Here is a 2,404-nt window from a genome sequence, read left to right as displayed (position 1 = left end):
GCGAGCGGCGCATCCGCCGCCTCGTCCCGCAACCGAGCCCAGAACTGCTCGCCGTAGCGGTCGGCACCGAGCAACCAGAGCGCCGCGCGGGCGAGCACCGCGCAGTCCAGCGCCTCGTTCCGTTCCCGCAGCTTGGCCCATTCCTGCCGAGCAAAGCCGCGGCGGTCCTTGGTGGTGCGCAGCTGCTCCGCGACCAGTTGCTTGACCCACTCCACCTCGATCGCCCGGGGCAAATGCACCCAGCCGGGCGGCAGCTCCTCCGCGTCGCCGCGGCCGAGCCAAAGCCGGCGATAGAGATCGGCCTTCCAGGTCGAGACCGAGACGGTCCACAGCTTGAGGCCGCGCCGGAGCTTCTGGCCATTGACCAACGCATCAACCGGCGTCGGGCCCTGGACGGGCTGAGCGCGGTTCCAGCCGTCGATGCCCTTGGTCGGCGCGATGCGGGGATCTCGCAGGCGGCGCAGATGGCCATAGACGGCAGCGGTGTCGCGGCCGCCGGTATCGACGCAGAGCCGGGCGATGCGCAGGGTGCCGCCGCCATGGCGTGGCCAATCCCGCGCCAGCAGCCTGGCCAACTCGTCCCAGGGTTCCCGATCCCGCGGGCTGCCGGGGATCACCACATGATCGACCAGCCAGGAGGTGAAGCCCTCCGCCCAGCCCCAGACGTCGCACTCGAGGCGATCGTCCTGCACGTCCACGCCGGCGGTGAGCACCAGCGCGCCGGGCGGGACCACGCCCATGGCGAAATCCTCGCGGCGCTCGACCAGGCGCTCCCAATCGGGGGCCTCGCCCTGCTCCTGCCAGGTCTCCCCCAGCACGGTGTTCTTGAAGGTCTTGACGTCCTCGGGCTTGCCCTGGGCCGCCTCCCAATCCCGGGCGATCTGCTCCCAGGACAGCCATCCCACCGGGGAGTAGAGCGCCGAGATGTGAAAGCCGATGGTGTGCGGGTCCTGGCCCTCGGCCGTCGCGCGCCATTCGCCGCCGCCGAGCATGGCGGTCTTGTCGTGCTCCTGCATTGGGTGGTCGCAGGCGGAACAGTGATACCGCGCCGTCTCCGGCGCACCCTTGTCCCAGAGCAGCCGTTCGAAGCGCAGCCACTGCATCTCCCCGCACGCCGTGCACGGCACGAAGAACCGCCGCTGGTCAGAGGCCAGGTACTCCCGCTCGATGCGGCTGCGCCCGGCGATGGTCGGCGTCGAGACCAGGAAGGCCTTGCGCCGCCAGCCGAAGGTCCGCGCCCGCGCCTCGGCCAAGGCAATCGGATCACCCTCGCCGGCGACATCACCGGGATAGGCGTCCACCTCGTCGAGGAACAGGAACCGCGCCGTCATCGAGCGTAGCCCGACCGCGCTGTTGGCCCCGGTCAGGACCAGGATGCCGCCGGGGAATTCCTTCGACAGCATGGTGTTGCCGCTGTCGCGCGCCCGGGCCGGGGCAACCCGCTCCCGCAACGCCGGGGTTTCCTCCAGCAGCGGGTCGATGCGCTGGCGCGAGAAGCGCTTGGCCAGTTCCACGGTCGGCTGCACCGCCAGCGCAGGCGCCGGGACATGGTGCATGATGTAGCCGAGCCAGTTGTTCCCGCTCTCGGTCGCGCCCACCTGCGCGCCCTTCATGAATACGACCCGCCGGGCGGGATGCACCGCCGACAGCGCGTCCATCACGTCCTTCAAATAGGGCGTGCGGCTGGTCCGCCAGGGGCCGGGCTCCGCCGAGGCCCGGCTACCAAGCATGCGATGGCGTTCGGCCCATTCCGAGACGGTGAGTTGTGGCGGCGGGCGGAGCATGGCGCCGACACGCCGGCGCACATGCTCACGGCTGCGGAGACCGATCCCCTCCGAGGCCTGCGGGATCGAAGCGATCGGCCGCCTCCGTGAGCAGGTCGTTGATGTGGCTCTGCAGGATGGTCTGCAGCAGATGCGGATCGACGCTGATCTCGGCGGCGATCAGGCCCGAGACGCGCGCCGGCCAGTTCAGCAGCGCGTCGCGCATGGTGCTGCCGATCTCATCGAGCGCGGCATTGGCCTCGGTGACGTCCAGCAGCCGGCGCTTGGTCTCGTCCAGCGAAAGGCGCTGCGCCTCTACCTTCAGCGCGAGCTGCGCGACCTTCAGCCGGGCGAAGGGCGTGCCGTCCGCGGTGGCGCCGCTGGCCAGGGGCGAGCGGACGGGGTCGGCAGTCTCCACGAGGCGGCGTCGGGTCTTGTCGATGTCCCACTGGCCGTCCGGCTCTCGGGCAATTCGGCCGGCCCGTTCAGCCTTGTGGATGGCGATGTCACTGACGCCGAGGCGACGGGCGGCCTCGCGCGTGGAGGCGGTCAGTTCCGGCATGGCGGCAACCTCCCGCCGCGCGAGGGGGGCAGCCAGGGCGCCCGAGAATGATGCGAATCCAGCGCCTTATCAGCTTGGC

General features: G+C 70.8%; 2 protein-coding genes. Both read right to left on the bottom strand.

The features are described from left to right. A partial coding sequence (locus H7965_RS23530; protein ID WP_186773019.1) for a phage terminase large subunit family protein occupies positions 1-1,784 on the bottom strand: 1,784 nt, incomplete at its 3' end. Positions 1,785-1,809: 25 nt separating this feature from the next. Then, positions 1,810-2,325 (bottom strand): MerR family transcriptional regulator, encoded by a 516-nt coding sequence (locus H7965_RS23525; RefSeq protein ID WP_186773018.1) that lies wholly within the window; start codon positions 2,323-2,325, stop codon positions 1,810-1,812. Positions 2,326-2,404 lie beyond the last annotated feature (79 nt).

The organism is Siccirubricoccus deserti, from assembly GCF_014283215.1.
GTDB lineage: Bacteria > Pseudomonadota > Alphaproteobacteria > Acetobacterales > Acetobacteraceae > Siccirubricoccus > Siccirubricoccus deserti.
Note: the sequence above shows the minus strand (reverse complement) of the source record. Positions and strands in the feature narration are given on the sequence as shown.

Excerpts from the sequence above, each read along its gene's own strand:
- H7965_RS23525 (WP_186773018.1), bottom strand. The coding sequence starts at position 2,325 with ATGCCGGAACTGACCGCCTCCACGCGCGAGGCCGCCCGTCGCCTCGGC.